The organism is Nocardia sp. NPDC058518, from assembly GCF_042719655.1.
Lineage (GTDB): Bacteria > Actinomycetota > Actinomycetes > Mycobacteriales > Mycobacteriaceae > Nocardia.
Genome location: NZ_JBHXNJ010000028.1, coordinates 19,565 through 35,383, shown reverse-complemented (window position 1 = coordinate 35,383; position 15,819 = coordinate 19,565). Strand labels below are relative to the sequence as shown.

Genomic DNA, 15,819 nt, shown 5'->3' with positions numbered 1-15,819 from the left:
GACTACCAGGCGGTGATGATGGGGCCCGGGGTCCATGTACCCCAGCGGTTGCCGGAGTCGATATCCACCTTCGCGGGAGTGGCGGTGGTGTCGAGAGGGAGGTATTGCTCGAGGGAGCCCCAGTCCCTGTCCCAGTCGTTGTTCAGGTAGGTCGGCAGGGTGCGGGCGGTGAACAGGAGCTGGGTCCAGCCGAGTGGGCCGCCGCCGTCGTGGCCCTGCCAGAGGTTGGTGATGGTGGCCGTGTTGCGGTCAGGCAGGATGCGATATTCGGGGAGGTCTGCAACACCGTTGTAGGTGGGCATTTGATTCTGGCACGGGAAGTGCAGTCCCACAGCCCAGTCCAACAGAACGGGACTGGTACGACCCACGAGAGAGCTCAGAGTGATGGTCTGCGGCATACGCGGCGGCGTGACGGCCAACCATTGGTCTGAGCCGAGATCTTTGTCCACAGCGACCAGACGGATGACGTCGGTGTCGGCTGGCAGCTGGTTCAGCGGAACGCGCAAGTTGCGCCACATGGGAGCTGGACCGATGTCGATAGGGACTACCTGGCCGGCGACAGTTACGGAGCCATCCGCCGCAGCAGTGCCGTACTCGACAGCAAGTTCTTGACCGGGACGCACGACACCGTCAGCGTCGGCCGACCGGATCCGGCCGGCCGCTGAGAGCGCGAGCAGCGGGCCGCGCGGACCGTCTGGCAGCCGGAACCAACCGGTGGTCAGCGACGCAGGTTCCTGCGCACCAGAGCGGTAGCTACCCATAACGGGGGTCGACTCAGGATCGAGCCCGAACGGGAGCTGCAGCGATCCCTGCCGGGACTCCGAGCCGGCCGAGGTCGAAGCATCACGCAGTTTGTCCGGATCATCAGAAACCGAATTTGCCTGACCCGTAGTCGATTCCACCTCGTCGGAGACCAGAACCGGTGCGACACCGCCGACCTGGAAACCTGCCGACTCGGTTCCCGCCATGGCGGTGGCGAGATCGCCAGTCAGAGGCGAGAGCATGGAAGCATTCGGATCGGTTTCGACCAGGACCTCGTCAGCCATGGCGCACCCACCAGCAAAGGCCGCCGAAAAGTTGGAGCTCGCCAGCGAGTACGCCGGATACTGGGCGACGGTGGCCTTGGCGAACGATGCAAGTTCGAAGAGCACCATCATCGCGGCCGCGATTGCGAGGACAGGTAGCCCTGCAAGTCGCCCAGTCACTGGCCCAGGCTTCGGATTCGGATGGATATGGAACCACGCAGCGACGGCAAGCGCTAGCACGGTCAGCCCGACGAACGCGGTTGAGATACCGAATCCGGCGACGGTCGGCGGCTTGTCCCAAAACGGGATTCCCCACGCGGAGACGTACCAGTAGCCATTGGCACCCACGAAGGTCACGGCGAGTGCGAAGAACAGAGCGGCCGCGAACAGCGCGCGGTTACGCAAAGGCCGCAGCACGTTCGCGCTCACCGCAACCGCCGTCACCGCGGCAACACAGGCGGCCAAACTGGCGAACACGCCGAACTGGTGGGTCCACTTGGTGGGCGAAAACATCATCAAGACCATGGCGGCGGCAGTGATTCCGAGGATGCGCCGAGTTGGACCGACTGCGGTACCGGGGATATGACCGCCGCGACGCAGCATGATGGCGATGCAGACAACCAGGCCGAGAAGCATCGCGAACACACCGAAGCGTCGGGTCAGCCAGCCGTCTGCATTGAGCTGCAGCAGGAATTGGTAGCGCAGGAATTCGAAGAACCAGGACTCCCCCGGCCCGATCACGCTGTGCACGGCGAACATCTCCCGCACTCCGGCGAACGTCCGGTCCGCGAAGACGACCGTGAGTACCACCGTGCCTGCGGCCAGAATCGGCAGCAACGACGCGAGATATCCCACCGTCTTCGCCCGCTTCACGACCACCGCGGTGACCACACGCGCACCGGCCACCAGCGCGCCGAGGCAGATCAGGCCCGACGGTGCGCCGGTGAGGGTGAACGCGGCCACGATCACCGCGACGGCGAAGGGCAGCAACCGCCGGGTCGCGATCGCTCGTTCGACCGAGACCCAGGTGACCAGAACACCCAGCGCGACAACGAATTCCGCGCGCAGACCGTTGTTGTAGGGCAGCCAGAAGGCCAGGAAGACGAAGGCAGCGGTCCAGGTGGCGACGCGTTCGCGGCGCAATGCCACGCCGAGTCGGGGCAGCACTTCGCGGCTGATCAGCCACCAGGTGAGCACGCCCGCGCCGAGAGCGGGCAGCCGGACCAGCGGGCTGACCGCGGAGATGTGGGTGAGCCAGCCGATGATGTCGGTGTAGGGGGTGTAGAACGGGCCCTCGTCGACGCTGAACCAGCGGTAATAGTTGGACATGTTGCCCGAACTGCGCGCACCCCTCGCCATGCCGAGGATGTAGCCGTCGTCGGAGGTGTTGGCGCCGATGAAATGCCAGACCAGCAGGACCGAGAACACCAGCCAGTCGACGGGGCGCAGCCGCCACCAGCGTTGTGGCAGGAATCGGCGCGCGGAGCGGCCGTCGAGGGCATCGAGGCGGTGCAGGGCGAACAGCGACAGTGCCGTCGCGAGCAGGCACAGCACGATCGCGGCCAGTTTGGGCCAGGTCGGGGACGACGTGTAGCGGGCGTCGACGTCGACGCGCACCGCGAGGTCCGCGGGGGCCGCGCCGGTCAGCTCACTGAACACGCCGACGACCTGGGGACGCAGATCAGCGGCCACCACGGCGCCGGACGCGGTGAGACCTGTTGTGGTGACCGAGGATTGCTGGGGAGTGATCGCGATCGTCAGCGCGCAGGAGCGGTCGACGACCTCGGCCAGCGGTGCCGTCCACACCAGGGTCGAACGCGAGACCACATCCACGCGGCCGGGGCGTTCGGCGGTATCGGCGACCACCTTGACGACGAAACCGTACTTCTCCATGTCGGCCGACTGACGCGGCACGGTGGAGACCGCGACACCGCCGGTCGCGGCCAGGGAACTCAGCGCGGCGCAGGGCACCGTCGCCGACAGGGCGGCGGGCGCGTAGGCGATGAGCGGCGATTCGACCGCGGCGGGCGATCCCTGCTGCGGCCAGGACACCGTCGCGGCGTCGACCCGGACGGGCAGGAACGGGATCACCGCGGCACTGAGAATGCCGATCAGTCCCGCGACGATCGCGACGATGCGCGCCCATCCCGCGCGATCACGTCGCGTCGGCTCCGAAACACCCTTGGGCGGATGCCCCTGCCGCACGATCGTCTCTACCACGGGGCCCGATAGTAGCCGCGCCACCGACAGCAGGCGAAACACCGTCGCGACTCGCACGCAAAAGCCCCGTCCGGAAACATCCGAACGGGGCGAGAGCGTGCGAGATCAGGGGCAGGCGACCGAGGTCTGACCCAGGTTGGTCATCATGCCGCAGGCCCACGACTTCTGGACCTTCCACTTGCCGTCCTCGGCCACGAACGGCACGTCGACGACATTGGTCTGGCCGTTGACGGTGAAGTTGGCCTTCGCGTTGACACTGTCACCGAAGGAGGTCACCTCGGTGACCTGCACCTGGACGTTGGCGTCCGAGGCGGCCTGGGCCAAGCGGTTCGGCAGCTCGGGATCGGCCTCGCCGCCCTGCACGAAGTCCAGCTTCTGATCGTTGGGGACCGACGGATCCAGCGCGGTGGTGAGCTGCTCGTTGAGCTGCTCCACGGTCGGCACGGGGGGCAGGTTCGCGGCCGCCGAAGTCTCAGCCTTGGCGCTGGTGGTGGTTTTGGCGGCGGGCTTGTCACCCTTGTCGTCGCTGCACGCGCTCAGGCCGAGGGCGGCGACCACGGCCAGTCCGGCGATCGCTACACGTCCGGTCGTACGAAGCTTCAACTGCTCGTCCTTTGCGTTCGAGGTGGGAGTTGTTCCATCGCGGTAGCCGAGGCTACTCCTCATGCGAGGCTGGCCAGCGGATCGGCCCGTGTCAGCCCCGTGTCGTCGGCTGGAAAGGTACGCGCCGGGCCGGGACCTGTCGAGCTGGTCTCGAAACGCACGGTCACCACGCCGTAACCCGCGCCCTGCACCCAGCCGTGCCCGAAGTCCGGATGACTCACGTCCATACCCGGAAACCATAGTCCCGCAGGCAGATTCGGCTGTTCCTCCGGGGGTGGTGCGGCGTCGGTGACGGTGCCGAGGTCGGCGGGCACCGCCTGATCCAGTTCGGGGAACAGCGATTCCTGGCGCACCAGCGACAGCCCGCCGTAACCGACCCCGACGAGGCGGATCGGGCCGAGCTCGGCCGGATCGATCGCGGAGCGTTGCGCGGCCGCTGCCAGGGTGGTCAGGTCGGCGGTGGCGTAGGGCAGCGTGAACGACCTGGTCACGATGCCCATATCCGACTTCTTGAGTTTGAGGACCACGGTGCGGGCGGCACGCCCGTCGCGCTCGAGCCTGCGATGCGCCGACGCGGCCATCGCGGTGACGGCGACGCGAAGGTCGGCCATCGTGACGATGTCGCGCTCGTAGGTGTTCTCGGCGCTGATCTGCTTGGCCTCGGCGCGTTCGGTGACCGGGCGGTCGTCGATCCCGCGCGCGAGCCGGTGCAGCGCGGCGCCCATGCTGCCCCCGAGGGTCGATACCGCCTCCGACTCCGGCAGGGCGGCGAACGCGCCGACCGTCTCGATGCCGAGGCTGCGCAGCCTGGCCTCGGCCACCGGACCGATCCCCCACAGTTTGCGCACCGGCAGCGCGGCGAGCAGCTCGCCCTGTTCCGATGGTGAAATGACCCGCATCCCATCGGGTTTGGCGAGACCGGAGCCGATCTTGGCGAGTTGTTTCCCGGTCGCCGCGCCGATCGAGGCAGTGAGCCCGGTCTGCGCTCGAACGAGAGCGCGCAGCATCGCGCAATAGTCCTCGACCTGGGCGACGCTCGCGCCCGCCAGCTCGGCCGGTTCGGCGAAGGCCTCGTCGAACGACAGCGTCTCCAGCACCGGAACACGGCTGCGCAACGCGTCGAACACCTGCGCGCTCAGCACCGAGTACAGCGCGCCACGCGGCGGCACGACCACCGCCGACACGCCGATCAGGCGCCGGGCCTGATGCATCGGCATGGCCGAGCGCGCGCCGTAGACCCGAGCCTCGTAGCTGGCCCCCGCGACGACACCGCGCTGAGTCGCCCCACCGACGAGGACCGGGCGCCCACGCAGCGTGGGTCTGGTCAATTGTTCGACCGAGGCGAAAAAGGCATCCATATCGATATGCAGCACCCAGCGACGGGCGGTGACCGCCGCATCGGACCTGGCCGGAGCCCCGGCGGCAGGGGTGTGGGTGCTCACGAGGCGCAATCTACGCCGAACCACCGACAATTCCTCGAGCCCGTTGCCAGCCGTCGCACACCGATGACACAGCCGAATATGTGATGATCGGAGGATGAAGATCCGCAAGGCTGTCATTCCGGCGGCGGGAATCGGCTCCCGGCTGCTTCCGCTGACCAAGGCGACGCCGAAGGAGATGCTGCCGGTCGGGGACAAACCGGTCATCGAGCACACGGTGCGCGAACTGGTCGCCTCCGGGATCACCGACATCACCATCGTCGTGAGCAGCGGCAAGTCGCTGATCCAGGATCACTTCCGGCCGAATCCGGCGCTGGTCGCCCAGCTTCGCGCCGACGGCAAATCCGCCTACGCCGACGCGGTGGAGGAGGTGGGCGAGCTCTCCCGCGAGGGACACATCACCTACCTCGACCAGCACGGCCCGTACGGCAACGGCACGCCGGTGCTCAACGCGGCGCGCCACCTCGGCGACGAACCGATGCTGGTGCTGTGGCCCGACGATGTGTTCGTCGCCGAGGTACCGCGTGCCCAGCAGCTGATCACCGCCTACGAGTCCACCGGCTGCCCGGTGCTGGCGCTGCTGCCGATGTCGCCGGGTGAATCGCAGCGCTACGGCGTGCCGGTGGTGCGCGAGGACCTGGACAACGGACTGCTGCGCATCTCCGGCCTGATGGAGAAGCCAAAGCCCGAAGACGCGCCGTCGGCCTTCGCGGCGATCGGCGGGTATGTCGTGACGCCGGGCATCATCGACGAGCTGCGCATCCAGACCGAGAACTGGTACACCCACCAGACCGGTGAGGTGTACCTGACCGACGCGATCAACAACTACGCCGCCGAGCACGCGGTGTACGGCCAGGTCATCCAGGGCCGCTGGTACGACACCGGCAACCCGGCCGACTACCTGGTAGCCCAGTTCGCCTCGGCCCTCGCCCATCCCGAATACGGCCCGCTACTGCGTCAGCTGGTGGACTGAGCGCGGTAATCGGGGCCCGAAGGGCCGCGACCGCGGCGGTGAGTGCACCGACGCCGGCTGGTCGGATCAGGCCTTGTGAGGCCGCCCACGACGCACAGACTTGGCCGGAGCCGCGCGCTGTGTCGGAGTTTCCCGGGACGGATTGTCGTGCCAGCTGATCTCGATCTCGATTTCGGTCTTATCGCCGTCGACTTCGATCTCGAGTTCCCATTGGACGCGATTGGCGACGCTGATCTGGATCGAATCCCCGCTTTCTCCGAGTTGCACCTCGGAGCCGCCCGCGAGGGCGTGTCCGATCGCGATGATGTGCTCGGATATCTCCTTGCGGGAGAGTTCGGATTTCCTCTTGATCTCCAATTTCGGCACGACGACTCCTGACTGCGAATACCGGAGACTCATCGAAAATTGAGCGCTTGCATATGGTTTCAGATGACCACGATCCGTCGATCTCGATAAGCTAGGATTATATCGCAAACTTTCACGTTACCGGGATGGCATCCTAGCCATCCCGGCATCAGGAGCACGTCACGACTGTCGGGACGGTGGGGCTTCGATGAGCGATAGATCGATGAACTCGGCTGGGCAGGTGGGTGGCACGCAACGCCTGCTGGCGGCACTGCTGGCGATGGCGATGTTCGTACTGGTCGTCGATACATCGCTGATGAACGTGTCGATCTCGGCGGTGGTTCGCGATCTGGACACGACCGTCAGTGGAGTCCAAGCCGCTATCGCCTTGGAAGCGCTGGTTTCGGCCGCGTTCATCCTGATCGGCGGGAAAGTAGGCGATCTGATCGGACGTAAGCGGGCATATGCGCTGGGTCTGCTCGGCTACGCGGTCGGGGCGTCGGCGATGGCGTTCGCGCAGAGCTTGACCGCGATCGTCGTGTTCTGGGCAGTACTCGGCGGGATCGGCGCGTCCCTGCTGTTGCCCGCCATGCAATCGTTGATCCACGGCAATTTCCAGGGAGCGGCACAGAAGAAGGTCTATGCCCTGGTCGGCGCGGCGGCCGCGATCGCGGCGGCGGTCGGCCCGCTGCTCGGGGGAATCATCACCACCTACCTGTCGTGGCGCGTCGGGTTCGTGCTGGAAGTCGTCGTTATCGCGATCGTGCTGTCCGGCATCGGAATCGTCCGCGATGTGCCCTACACCGGCCCCCGCGGCGTCGACCTGGTCGGAGCGGTGCTGTCGGTTCTCGGCATGGGCGGAATCGTGCTGGGAGTCCTGGTGTGGCAAGAGGGCGGCGAATCGGTCGGTGCGGTCCTGGCGGTCGGCGCGATCGCGCTGGCCTGCCTCGCCTATTGGCTTGTCCGGCGCCATCGCGCGGGTAAGCCGGTATTGCTCGACCCGGACTTGTTCCGATCCAAGATCTTCAGGCTGGGCATCTCAGGACAGCTGCTTCAGCAGATCGCCCTCGGCGGCACGATGATAGCCCTGCCGATCTATCTGCAGATGGTGCTCGAGTACAACGCGATGCAAGCCGGCCTGTCCATCGCGCCCCTGTCGTTGAGCATGTTCGCCGTTGCGGTGCTCACGGGTAAATTCGCGGGCGATCGGCCTGCGAGCAACATCATCCGGTGGGGATTCGTGCTCCTCACTGTCGGGATAGTGGTACTCGTTCCGATCGTGCCCCGCGCGGAATTCGGTTGGGGGCTCATAATTCCCCTGATCATCGCGGGCTCGGGGTTGGGTCTGCTGGTGTCTCAGCTCAACAACTACACACTGGCCCCGATCGAGGAGGAGCGGATCAGCGAAGCCGCCGGTGTCAATTCGGCGGCCGGGTCGTTCGGGTTGTCCTTCGGGCTCGCGTTCGCCGGTGCCATCATGCTGGCGACCTTGTCCATCACGTTCACGAGCAAGGCGGAATCGAGCACAGTGCTCCCGCAGGCACAGCAACAACAGGTGGCACAGGTGCTGGAGGACGACGCCGAGGTCATGAGCAATACCCAGCTCGATCAGCTTCTCGCTGACCAACCTCCGCAGATCCGTGACGAGGTCGTTCGCATCAACACCGAGGCTCGGCCCCTCGCTCTGCAAGTGGCACTGCTGGTTCCGTTCCTGGCCGGTCTCGTCGGGTTGTTCAACTCGTTCCGGATGAGGCGCATACCGGAAGTCGTGCCGAAGCCGTCCTGATTCAGGTCGCGATATCGGCGGTGATGCGACCCGCGGCGATGGCGTCGAGCATGGCCGCGTGGTCTCGAGTGTTCTGTTCGGCGTAGGTGTCGGCGAATTCCGCCATCACATGGTCGAATTCGGTGTCGTCTCCGAGGTAGGTGGCGATGGCGATCCGGTCGCCGCCCCGAGCGTGCGCGAAAGCCAGTGCCCGCGCGCATATCCGCCCGTACAGCTTCATCACCCGGGGTGTTTGGGATTCGACTTCCGCGGAGCCTTTGCCGTCACGCAGTTGGCGTATATAGAAGTCGTGGTCGATGCCATCGGCATCCGGACCGCGCTCCCACCCCAGGAAGATATCGCCGGCGGCTTGCATCAATCGCTGTCCCTCGACGACGCGTTCACCCTCGGTAGCGAATGCGGGCCCATCGAGATAGGCCGACAACACCGACGGTTTCGCCTCCTTGACCTGGAGGAACAGCGGATCATCCGGGTCTGCGCCCTGCAACAGGATGATCCAGGTGCGGGTGCCGACGCTGCCGACTCCGACGACCTTGCGGGCCATCTGCACCACCTGGAACTGGTTGTAGAGCAGTCGGCGATCCCCTTGCAGGGTGTCCGCGTAACTATCGAGTCGCGCTTGGAGATCCAGATACATCGCTGTGATGTCTTTGCCGTCGTACATGTCCTCGATCGGGACGATCAGCGGTGGTGCGCTGATGATGCGTCTCGTGCCATCGACGTCGGTGGTCAGTTTCGAGAGCGCTTGGATACTGTCGCGTCGGCTTGCCTTCTCCAGCGCAGCGCGGGTGCGCCGCTTTCTGGCCTTGCTGAGGTGATCGCGGAGTTCGGTCAGGTCCGAGCCTGCCTCGATATGGGCGTACCAAACCGCCAGATTTCCGAGCTCCGCCTGCCGGACCATCGTTTCGCGGTATTCGGCGGCGCAGGCTCGGGTGATCTTCCTGCGCTTCTTGTCGCTGAATCCGTTTTCGTCCGCCGCGACAGCGAGACTCGCGACCAGACGTTTGACGTCCCACTCGAACGGGCCCGGATAGGTCTCGTCGAAGTCGTTGACATCGAAGGCCAACTTGCGTTCCGGCGTGGCGAATACGCCGAAGTTGCTCAGGTGCGCGTCCCCGCACAGTTGCGTCCGCAGGGCGGTGGTGGGCGAGTGGGACAGATCGTCTGCCATGATCACCGCGGCGCCACGATAGAAGGTGAACGCGGTGGCGGCCATCCGTCCGTAGCGGAGCGGGACCAGTTCGGGGACCCGGTCGGCTGCCTGCTTCTCGAGGATGCCGACCGGGTCACGCCGAGCGGCGACCCGAAGCTCGGCGAGCGCGGCCAGCGGGGTCTTTCGACGGGCGGTGACGCCGCGATGTTGGCGTTCGGTCCGGTTCGGATGAGCCGCCGAAGCTACGCGCTTCGAAGTTTTCGACATCACAGACGGTCATGTCGCCGAGCAGGCTTCCACGCGGTGACAGCCCAGATGACCACGACGCTCATCGCGATGATCACAATCGACCACGCGGGGTAGTAGGGCAGGGACAAGAAGTTCGCGATGATCACCAGTGCCGCGATGCCCACCGCCGCGTAGCGCGCCCACGCGGTGCCCGACATCAAACCGATCGAGCAGACGATGGCGATCACACCGAGGACGACATGGATCCATCCCCAGGTGGTCGCGTCGAACTCGTAGACGTAGCTGAATCCGGCGACATAGAACTCGTCTTCGGCGATCGCGGCGATTCCCTCGAGGATGGAGGCCGCCGCGGTGATGAACAGCATGATCGCCGCCAGCACGGAGATCCCCGCGGCGACGGCTTGCCGCTCAAAAGGCTCGTCCTCGGGGACAGGTCGATTTGCAGAAGGATTGCGCTCGGTCATAGTAAGCCCCTCGCCGCAGCGAAAACTCCGGACATCGCATAGTTACGCGACATCAGGGCAATCGCGTACTCAAGTATTGCGCGGCGGATTGCGCGGGAAGAATCTGCGCAGCGCCGACTGAGGTGTGCTCGCGATCGGAATCGATCGCCCACGATCCGTCGATCTTGACACGCAGCGAGTTTACCGGACACTTTCCTGCTGATACAGCGATGTTTCAGGTTCGCAATCCGAGCTCGTGGCCTCCCGCGACTCCGCCGAACAGCGTGCGGCTGGTAGCTCGCCAGGACCAGCTCCCGCTATCTGTTCGCATGTGCCGATAGCTTCTTAACATTGGTGGTCCGGCCTGCTTGAATAGATGTATGTGCAGGTGGATGGCATACTCGGGTGAGCCAATTCTCGCTGAAGAACTGCTGTTCGAGCCGCGGCACTCGTTGATCGACCAGAGTCTGCATTCTCGACTCGGAGCCACGACGACCAATGGTGACGGATTCGGTATCGGCTGGTACGGGGAGGGTGACGAGCCCGCGGTATTCAAGAGTATCGAACCGGCGTGGAATGATCGAAATTTGCGTGAGGTTGCGGGTCAGATCCGGACGTCGTTGTTCTTCGCCCATATCCGCGCGTCGACCGGGACACCGGTGCAGCGCAGTAATTGCCACCCGTTCCGGCACGGGCGGTGGCTGTGGATGCACAACGGAGCTCTGCGGGGGTTCCGCGAGGTTCGCCGGGACCTGGTCACCGCGATCGATCCGGGATTGTTTGCCGACCTCGAAGGGTCGACGGATTCGGAAACTTTGTTCTATCTGGCATTGACCTTCGGTCTCACCGACGATCCTCTCGGCGCCGTCGCTCGCGCGGTCGGATTTGTCGAAGATGTCGGTCGCACGCACCGGGTGGAGAATCCGGTCCAGATGACCGTCGCGACGACCGATGGGCAATCCCTGTGGATCTTTCGTTACTCGAGTGAACGACAGTCGAGATCGCTGTTCTTCTCGACGAGAATCGCCGAACTGCGGGCTTTGCATCCCGAGGTCAGCGTGTTGCACCGCCTCGGCGACCAGACCCGATTCGTGGTGTCCGAACCACTGCGTGACCTTCCCGGCGCATGGAACGAGGTACCCGAATCCTGTGCCGGAATCGTGCGTGCCGGGGCGGATGAACTACTGAATTTCCAGCCCGTTTCGCCGACCTGAGTCCGTGATCAGGCGATGAGATTCAGTGCGGCTCTTATGCCGGCGCGTACCGTCTCACTGTCGCCGACCCCGCCACTGATGGTGACACCGTCGCGGGTGAGGAGTAGGGCGCGGGCCGCGTCGTCGGGGGCGCTGTGGCCGCCCTCGCGGAGGTGTTCGGCCATCAGTTCGCGGAACCAGGTGCGGTAGTCGTCGACGACGCGGCGCACCGGATGTTCCGGGTTGGGGAATTCGACCGCGGCGTTGAGGAAGGGGCAGCCGCGGAAGCCGGGGCCGCAGCTGATGTCGCTGAGCGTGTCGAAGATGGTGGTGATGGTGGCGAAGCCTTCACCCGGCACCGATTCCAGCGCGTCGCGCTGGCGCGCGTATTCGCGCTGTAGATAGGCGACGACCAGGTCTTCTTTGGTCTTGAAGTGCCGATAGAACGTGGCCTTGGCGATGCCGGCCTCGGCGATGATCCGGTCGATGCCCACCATGTGGACACCCTCGGCGTAGAACAACCGGGTTGCCGTGTCGAGTAGACGTTCACGAGCCGCACTCATCGCCTGACCTGCGCCCTTTCCTGGAATCAACGCTTCCTCTTGACGATACCAGACAGGTCTGTCTACTCTGATGTTCACAAGAGAACAGACAAGTCTGTCTAGGAGGACACCATGGCACCTATCTACACTGCGGTCGCAACCTCGGTCGGCCGCGAAGGCCGTTCCTACAGCGATGACGGCGTGCTCGATCTGACGCTCGCCCACCCCAAGGCGATGGGCGGCGACGGCGCGGGCACCAACCCGGAGCAGCTCTTCGCGGCGGGCTATTCGGCCTGCTTCGCCAGTGCGCTGCAGCTGGTCGCCAAGCGGATGAAGATCGATGCCGACGACGCGTCGGTGACCGCCGAGGTCGGTTTGAACCCCCTCGAGGGCGGCCGGTTCGGGCTCTCGGTCGTGCTGCGCGTGGAACTTCCCGAGCACCTGCACAACGAGCAGGGGCAGCAACTCATCGAGACCACCCACCAGGTGTGCCCGTACTCCAACGCCACCCGGGGCAACATCCCGGTGGAACTGATTGTCGAGTAGGTCCACCGAACAAGAAAGGTCCGGGCTCTGAACGCCCGGACCTTTCTCAGCTGCAAAGAACTCAGACCTTGGCGACCGAAACCTTGACGCCGCCCGTGATCTCGGCGGCATCGGCACCCGCGTCACCGAAAGTCAGTGCGGTGGCGAGGATTTCCCCGGCGATCAGGTCACGGTGGGTCGCGGCCCACTCCGCCCGCTCGGCGGGCACATCCAGGACCACACTGATCCGGTCGGACACGTCCAGGCCCTGCGACTTGCGGGTTTCCTGCAGGTCGCGGATCAGGTCACGGGCCCAGCCCTCGGCCTCCAGCTCCTCGGTGACCACCGAGTTCAGCACCACCAGGCCGGCATTGCCGGGCAGGGCGGCGGTGGACTCGGGCTCGGCGGCCACCAGGCGCTGGGTGTACTCCTCGGGCAGCAGGGTGATCCCGGCGGCGGTGACGACACCGTCGGCGGATTCGCTCCACTCCCCCGCCTTCACGGCCTTGATCACCGTCTGGACCTGCTTGCCGATGCGCGGACCGGCGGCACGCGCGTTGACGACCAGCTCGAACCGGCCGTGCGCGGAGACGTCGGTGGTCAGGTCGACCTTCTTGACGTTGACCTCGTCGGCGATCAGCTCGGTGAACGGCGTGAGCCGCTCGGCATCCGCCGCGGCGATGGTGACCTCGGCCAGCGGCAGCCGCACCCGCAGGTTCTGCGCCTTGCGCAGACTCAGCACGGTGGAGCACACGACCCGCACCTCGTCCATCGCGGCGACGAGTTCGGGATCGTGCGGCAGCTCGGTCTCCGAGGGCCAGTCGGTGAGGTGCACCGAACGCTCGCCGGTGAGCCCACGCCAGATGACCTCGGTGATCAGCGGCAGCAGCGGCGCGGCCAAGCGGGTAACCACTTCCAGCACCGTGTGCAGGGTGTCGACCGCGTCGCGGTCCTCGGACCAGAACCGCGAACGCGACCGGCGCACATACCAATTGGTGAGCGCGTCGGCGAACCCACGCAGCTCGTCGGCGGCACCGGCGATGTCGTAGGTCTCCAGCGCCTCGGTGACCACGTCGCGGGTCACCGCGAGCTTGGCCAGGATGTAGCGGTCGAGCACGTTCGGCGAATCCGTGCGCCATACGCCGGGCTTCGAGGCGTAGAGCTGCAGGAACGTCCACGCGTTCCACAGCGGCCGCATCGCATGGCTCACGCCTTCGCGGATGCCGCGCTCGGTGACGATGAGGTTGCCACCACGCAGGATGGGCGAGCTCATCAGGAACCAGCGCATGGCGTCGGAGCCGTCGCGGTCGAAGACCTCGTTGACGTCGGGGTAGTTGCCCTTCGACTTCGACATCTTCAGGCCGTCGTCACCGAGCACGATGCCGTGCGCGGCAACGGTTTTGAACGACGGTGAGTCGAACAGCGCGGTCGAGAGCACGTGCAGCGTGTAGAACCAGCCACGGGTCTGCCCGTTGTACTCGACGATGAAATCGCCGGGGAAGTGGCTGTCGAACCACTCCTTGTTCTCGAACGGGTAGTGCACCTGGGCGTAGGGCATCGAGCCCGACTCGAACCAGCAGTCGAGCACCTCGGGAACCCGCCGCATGGTCGAGTTCCCGGTCGGGTCATCGGGATTGGGCCGGGTGAGGTCGTCGATGTGCGGGCGGTGCAGGTCGGTGGGCCGCACGCCGAAGTCGGCTTCCAGCTCGTCGAGCGATCCGTAGACGTCCACGCGCGGGTAGGCCGGGTCGTCGGAGACCCAGACCGGGATCGGGCTGCCCCAGTAGCGGTTTCGGCTGATGTTCCAGTCGCGCGCGCCTTCGAGCCACTTGCCGAACTGGCCGTCGCGGATGTGCTCAGGCACCCAGCTGATCTGCTGGTTGAGCTCGACCATCCGGTCGCGGAACTTGGTGACCGCGACGAACCACGACGGCACGGCCATGTAGATCAGCGGCTGACCGGAGCGCCAGCTGTGCGGGTAGGAGTGCTCGATCGTCTCGTGCCGCAACAGCTTTCCAGCGGCCTTGAGATCCTTGATGATCACCGGGTTGGCGTCGAAGACCATCATGCCCTCGTACGGCGGCACCATCGAGGTGAACTTGCCCGCCGGATCGAGTGGCTGGACGATCTCGATGCCGTTGGCCGTCGCGACATCCATGTCCTCCTCACCGAAAGCCGGTGCGAGGTGGACGATTCCGGTGCCGGAGTCGGTGGTGACGTAGTCGGCGGTGAGCACGCGGTGCGCGTTCGGGTGCCCGACGAAGAAGTCGAACGGCGGGGCGTAGGACAGGTCGGACAGTGCGGCACCGTCGTACTCGCCGAGCACCGTCGGCTCCTCGCCGAGTTCGCGGCTGTAGTGCGAAACGCGTTCGGCGGCAAGCAGATAGCGCTTGTCGTCGGCGCCGCGCACGTGCACGTAGCGCACGTCGGGATGCACCGCGATCGCGAGGTTGGACGGCAGGGTCCACGGCGTGGTGGTCCAGATCAGCGCGTTCGCGCCGTCCAGTGCGGCGAACGGGTGCTCGGCCGGGACGCTCAGTGGCATGTCGACGGTGACCGCGGGGTCCTGACGCATCTTGTACGCGTCGTCGAGGCGGGTCTCCTGGTTCGACAGCGGGGTCTGCTCGTACCAGCTGTAGGGCAGCACGCGGAAGCCCTGGTAGATCAGGCCCTTCTCGTGCAGCGACTTGAACGCCCACATGACCGACTCCATGAAGTCGAGGTCGAGGGTCTTGTAGTCGTTGTCGAAGTCGACCCAGCGGGCCTGGCGGGTGACGTAGTCGCGCCACTCACCGGTGTAGCGCAGCACCGACGACTTACAGGCGGCGTTGAACTCGGCCAGCCCCATCTCGTCGATCTGGGCCTTGTCGGTGATGCCGAGCTGCTTCTCGGCTTCGATCTCGGCGGGCAGGCCGTGGGTGTCCCAGCCGAAGCGGCGGTCGACCTTCTTGCCACGCATGGTCTGGAAGCGCGGGATCAGGTCCTTGACGTAGCCGGTCAGCAGGTGCCCGTAGTGCGGCAGGCCGTTGGCGAAGGGCGGGCCGTCGTAGAAGACGAACTCGTCACCGTCACGGTTGTCGATGCTGGCGCGGAAGGTGTCGTCGCGGGCCCAGTAGTCGAGCACCTGGGTTTCGAGCTCCGGGAACGTCGCGCCCGAACCCGCGCCGAAGTCGACTCGGGGGTATGCGCTACCGGTAGTTGTCTCGTCCGCCATCGCGGATTGCTCCTCGTGCCGCCGCGCCGTGGGCGCGAGATGTGGGCACGGGGACGATGTCGGCGCCGGTGCGCCGTACCGCGGTACCACCCCGTTTGCTCGCGCTGCC

Annotated in this window: 12 protein-coding genes; 4 read left to right on the top strand and 8 right to left on the bottom strand. The window is 65.7% G+C overall.

The genetic code is table 11. The features are described 5' to 3' along the window. Positions 1-2 precede the first annotated feature (2 nt). The 3 genes from ACFWPX_RS32675 to ACFWPX_RS32665 all read right to left on the bottom strand — a co-directional run bounded on the left by ACFWPX_RS32675 (position 3) and on the right by ACFWPX_RS32665 (position 5,206). Positions 3-3,245: an arabinosyltransferase domain-containing protein gene (locus tag ACFWPX_RS32675; RefSeq protein WP_378931910.1), complete on the bottom strand. Its 3,243-nt coding sequence runs from the start codon at positions 3,243-3,245 to the stop codon at positions 3-5. A gap of 105 nt (positions 3,246-3,350) precedes the next feature. Next, entirely contained in the window at positions 3,351-3,848 is a 498-nt protein-coding gene (locus ACFWPX_RS32670) for a hypothetical protein (RefSeq protein ID WP_378921539.1), read from the bottom strand. A gap of 59 nt (positions 3,849-3,907) precedes the next feature. Continuing rightward, positions 3,908-5,206 (bottom strand): DNA polymerase IV, encoded by a 1,299-nt coding sequence (locus ACFWPX_RS32665; protein WP_378931986.1) that lies wholly within the window; start codon positions 5,204-5,206, stop codon positions 3,908-3,910. Positions 5,207-5,384: 178 nt separating this feature from the next. Between ACFWPX_RS32665 and ACFWPX_RS32660 the strand changes: the two genes are divergently transcribed. After that, positions 5,385-6,260 (top strand): UTP--glucose-1-phosphate uridylyltransferase, encoded by an 876-nt coding sequence (locus ACFWPX_RS32660; protein ID WP_378921537.1) that lies wholly within the window; start codon positions 5,385-5,387, stop codon positions 6,258-6,260. A gap of 66 nt (positions 6,261-6,326) precedes the next feature. Here the strand turns inward: ACFWPX_RS32660 and ACFWPX_RS32655 are convergent, their stop codons facing one another. Beyond that, positions 6,327-6,626, bottom strand: a complete 300-nt coding sequence (locus tag ACFWPX_RS32655; protein WP_378921535.1) for an amphi-Trp domain-containing protein — start codon at positions 6,624-6,626, stop codon at positions 6,327-6,329. A gap of 187 nt (positions 6,627-6,813) precedes the next feature. On the opposite strand from ACFWPX_RS32655, the gene ACFWPX_RS32650 reads away from it, so the two are divergent. Continuing rightward, complete coding sequence (locus ACFWPX_RS32650) at positions 6,814-8,391, top strand: MFS transporter (protein WP_378931908.1); 1,578 nt, start codon at positions 6,814-6,816, stop codon at positions 8,389-8,391. A gap of 1 nt (position 8,392) precedes the next feature. On the opposite strand, the gene ACFWPX_RS32645 is transcribed toward ACFWPX_RS32650, so the two are convergent. Together ACFWPX_RS32645 and ACFWPX_RS32640 are read right to left on the bottom strand one after the other, a co-directional pair. Continuing rightward, complete coding sequence (locus tag ACFWPX_RS32645; protein WP_378931906.1) at positions 8,393-9,811, bottom strand: DUF2252 domain-containing protein; 1,419 nt, start codon at positions 9,809-9,811, stop codon at positions 8,393-8,395. Beyond that, on the bottom strand, positions 9,811-10,257 hold the full coding sequence (locus tag ACFWPX_RS32640; RefSeq protein WP_378921530.1) for an acetyltransferase: 447 nt from the start codon (positions 10,255-10,257) through the stop codon (positions 9,811-9,813). Before ACFWPX_RS32640 ends, ACFWPX_RS32645 begins: the two co-directional genes overlap by 1 nt. Positions 10,258-10,628: 371 nt before the next feature. On the opposite strand from ACFWPX_RS32640, the gene ACFWPX_RS32635 reads away from it, so the two are divergent. After that, positions 10,629-11,450 (top strand): class II glutamine amidotransferase, encoded by an 822-nt coding sequence (locus ACFWPX_RS32635; protein ID WP_378931904.1) that lies wholly within the window; start codon positions 10,629-10,631, stop codon positions 11,448-11,450. 8 nt (positions 11,451-11,458) lie between these two features. Here ACFWPX_RS32635 and ACFWPX_RS32630 read toward each other — a convergent pair whose 3' ends face one another. Continuing rightward, positions 11,459-11,992, bottom strand: a complete 534-nt coding sequence (locus ACFWPX_RS32630; RefSeq protein ID WP_378921526.1) for a TetR/AcrR family transcriptional regulator — start codon at positions 11,990-11,992, stop codon at positions 11,459-11,461. Positions 11,993-12,103: 111 nt separating this feature from the next. Between ACFWPX_RS32630 and ACFWPX_RS32625 the strand changes: the two genes are divergently transcribed. After that, the gene (locus tag ACFWPX_RS32625) at positions 12,104-12,517 is read left to right on the top strand and encodes an organic hydroperoxide resistance protein (protein WP_378921524.1); all 414 of its coding nucleotides are present in this window, start codon (positions 12,104-12,106) and stop codon (positions 12,515-12,517) included. Positions 12,518-12,578: 61 nt separating this feature from the next. On the opposite strand, the gene ileS is transcribed toward ACFWPX_RS32625, so the two are convergent. Further along, entirely contained in the window at positions 12,579-15,710 is a 3,132-nt protein-coding gene (gene ileS, locus ACFWPX_RS32620; RefSeq protein WP_378931902.1) for an isoleucine--tRNA ligase, read from the bottom strand. Positions 15,711-15,819 lie beyond the last annotated feature (109 nt).